Below are 3,057 nucleotides of genomic sequence, written 5' to 3' on the forward strand. Positions count from 1 at the left end.
ACGGATTTGTGCAACAAAGCCGTCCCATTGCCAAGATCTCATTCGGGATGAGTTCTATGAAATTCTGCCTGATGTTTTTGGCTATTCCACACCAATCTGCGCGGTTTGGCGCACTGATCGAAATCAGTCTGCAATCTTGCAGGACTTCCTAGATCTTCTAAAACCGTCGGCCTGATTCAAGATGGTGTCTGATAAAATGCGTTTCATTGGAATGTGCTGGTCTCAAGAGGCGGCAAATCGAGCGATACATTTCCTGAAATCGATCAGTGGCGCCGACGTTGCGAACGGCGGCTGGGTCCCGCACCCCTTCCGTTCGACGATGGTCGGCAACTGCACGCGCGGCGCAGGTCCGCTCCTTCCACTTCTCGTGCAGCATTGGTCCGCCGCCCAGCTGCCAAATCCAGCGACTTGGCAAAGTCTCCTTTCTGGGCAAAGCCGCCCACCTCACCTTGTCCACAGGCATATACAATTTGCCCCCGGCGCGGACCTTGGGGTACAACCTCTCGTCATAGGCAAGCCTTGTGAGATACCAATATGAACGAGATCAGATCATTTGACGGGGACGCACCTTTGCCTGCCCCGATAGACCAAGACGGCGCAGCCGGTGCAACCAACGAATTGCCGCATTCGATCGAGGCTGAACAACAGCTCTTGGGTGCGATTTTGACCAATAATGACGTCTTTGACCGCATCGCAATGACGATCAACGCAGGTCATTTCTATGATCCGGTCCATTCGCGAATCTTCGAGGTCGCAGCCGCGCGGATCTCAAAAAACACACTTGCCTCTCCGGTGACGCTCAAAGCGTTTATGGACGATGACGCGGGCCTAAAGGAACTGGGTGGCGCGTCCTATCTGGTGAAACTGGCGGGTGCGTCGATCTCATCCTTTGCGGTGCGTGACTATGCGCAGATGATCTATGACCTGGCGATCCGGCGGGAATTGATCGCCTTGGGCAATTCGATCGCGGATCAGGCGCGGCGGGTGGATATTGCCTCTGAGCCCAAGGAACAGATCGTCGACGCCGAGCAGAAGCTCTATTCCCTTGCCGAACAGGGCCAGACCGAAAGCGGTTTCAAATCCTTCCTCAAGGCCGTGACCGAAGCGGTGAATGTCACCAACGAAGCCTATCAACGCGGCGGCGGCATGGCCGGGATCTCGACAGGTTTGGCCGATCTCGACAAACAGCTCGGCGGTCTGCACCCGTCGGATTTGCTGATCCTCGCGGGACGTCCCTCGATGGGGAAAACCTCACTGGCGACCAACATCGCCTTTAACGTCGCCAAAGCATACAAACGCGGCACCAAATCAGATGGATCCGAGGGCGCAACCGACGGCGGCGTGGTGGGGTTCTTCTCCCTCGAGATGTCGGCCGAGCAGCTGGCCGGTCGTATTCTGGCCGAAGCGTCCGAGATTTCCAGCCACAAGATCCGCCAGGGCGACATGACCGAAAGCGAATTCCGCCGCTTCGTTCAGGCCGCCAAGGATCTGGAAAGCTGCCCGCTGTTCATCGACGACACGCCCGCGATCCCGATCTCACAGCTCGCCGCCCGCGCCCGCCGCCTGAAACGGACCCATGGGCTGGACCTTCTAGTGATCGACTACCTGCAGCTCTGCCGCGGCATGTCCGACAACCGCGTGAACGAGATTGCCGAGATCTCGATGGGGATGAAAGCCATCGCCAAAGAGCTCAACATCCCCGTGGTCGCCCTCTCGCAGCTGTCGCGTCAGGTGGAAAGCCGCGACGACAAACGCCCACAGCTGTCGGACCTGCGGGAATCCGGCTCGATCGAACAGGACGCCGACGTGGTGATGTTCGTGTTCCGCGAGGAATATTACAAAGAACGCGAAAAACCCGGCGATCACGAGCTGGACAAGATGGAAGAGTGGAAAACCGCGATGGAACGCCTGCACGCGCGGGCCGAGGTCATCGTCGGGAAACAGCGCCACGGCCCCATCGGCACGGTCGAGCTGTCGTTCGAGGCCCAATTCACCCGCTTCGGTAACCTCGCAAAGTCTTGGCAACAGGAGCCGGAGGGGTATTAAGCACCCTCAAGCGAGCGCGAAATGCAAATCCGCATCCATGCCCGCAATGCGCAGATAGCGGACTTCCATATTGGGGCGCGCTCTGTCAAGCTTCAATGCTCAAGGCATTTTTACCTCCGTGCCATAGGACGGAGATTTTCCTGATTGCTGTCCCAGATGACTTTACTTCCTTTTTGAGCCTTTCTCTTGGCCGTTGCTCCTTGATTGATCCAAACCGGGATGATGCTTCCGTCCGTAGTCAGCGCCTAAGCTACCACATTATGCCTCGTCCAATTGCAGATCCCGAGTGCCTATCTTTGCAGCGTGCTTGGACACGGGGCCTCCAGCATCAAGTCCGCTAACGGCATCATCGGGGGCTGCGTCCCGGCTGGGACCTCAGAGCGCACGCCTCGAGAGGTGGCTCTATCCTCCTTCAATATAGTCTGATTAGACTGCCTCTGGTGCAGAACGGGTAGAGCGGAACTCCGTCCCGTCTTGCCACATACGGTGCAATATCACCCCGATACGCCTAGCTAAGGCAACGGTCGCCCGTCTCTTTCCACGACGTTTAGCGACGTTCAGTGCCCAGGCCGTCAGCCAATTGGGACGGCCCTTGTTAAGCATCACCATGGCGGCCTGACAAAGCCCAGTGCGCAATCCAGCATCACCTGCACAGGAGATCGAGCCTACGATGTCTCGCTCACCGGATTGTTCCCGCCGCGGGGTGAGGCCAACCGTGCCCGTTCGTTGGACCCGACCTGTTGAACCGTCGCGAAGCTTGTTACGCTGCTTGTGCAGCGTACCCGTCCGTTGAAGGCGCTCTCCGATTTTCCACTGCCGGATGGACCCACAAGCAACAGCGCGCGGCCATCAAAGGCAACGCAGGTTCCATGCAGGCACAATAACACCGCGTCGTCTCCCTAGACGGGAAGTCCGACGACGAAGCGGGCTCCAAGCGGTTCAGAGGTTGCGTCAGCTTCGGTTGGGCGAATGTTTTCGGCCCAGATGACACCGCCGGGTGCCTCAATGATT

The 3,057-nt window shown here is 58.0% G+C and carries 1 protein-coding gene and 1 pseudogene; one reads left to right on the forward strand and one right to left on the reverse strand.

Annotated features, from left to right (window positions below; translation table 11 throughout):
- The first annotated feature begins 534 nt into the window (after window positions 1–534).
- Window positions 535–2,046: a replicative DNA helicase gene (locus KMP13_RS08250; RefSeq protein WP_215265375.1), complete on the forward strand. Its 1,512-nt coding sequence runs from the start codon at window positions 535–537 to the stop codon at window positions 2,044–2,046.
- A gap of 426 nt (window positions 2,047–2,472) precedes the next feature.
- Here KMP13_RS08250 and KMP13_RS08255 read toward each other — a convergent pair.
- Window positions 2,473–2,760, reverse strand: a pseudogene (locus KMP13_RS08255) (transposase); the annotation flags it as partial.
- Between the last annotated feature and the right edge of the window lie 297 nt (window positions 2,761–3,057).

Source organism: Epibacterium ulvae, from assembly GCF_018678075.1.
GTDB classification, from domain to species: domain Bacteria; phylum Pseudomonadota; class Alphaproteobacteria; order Rhodobacterales; family Rhodobacteraceae; genus Epibacterium; species Epibacterium ulvae_A.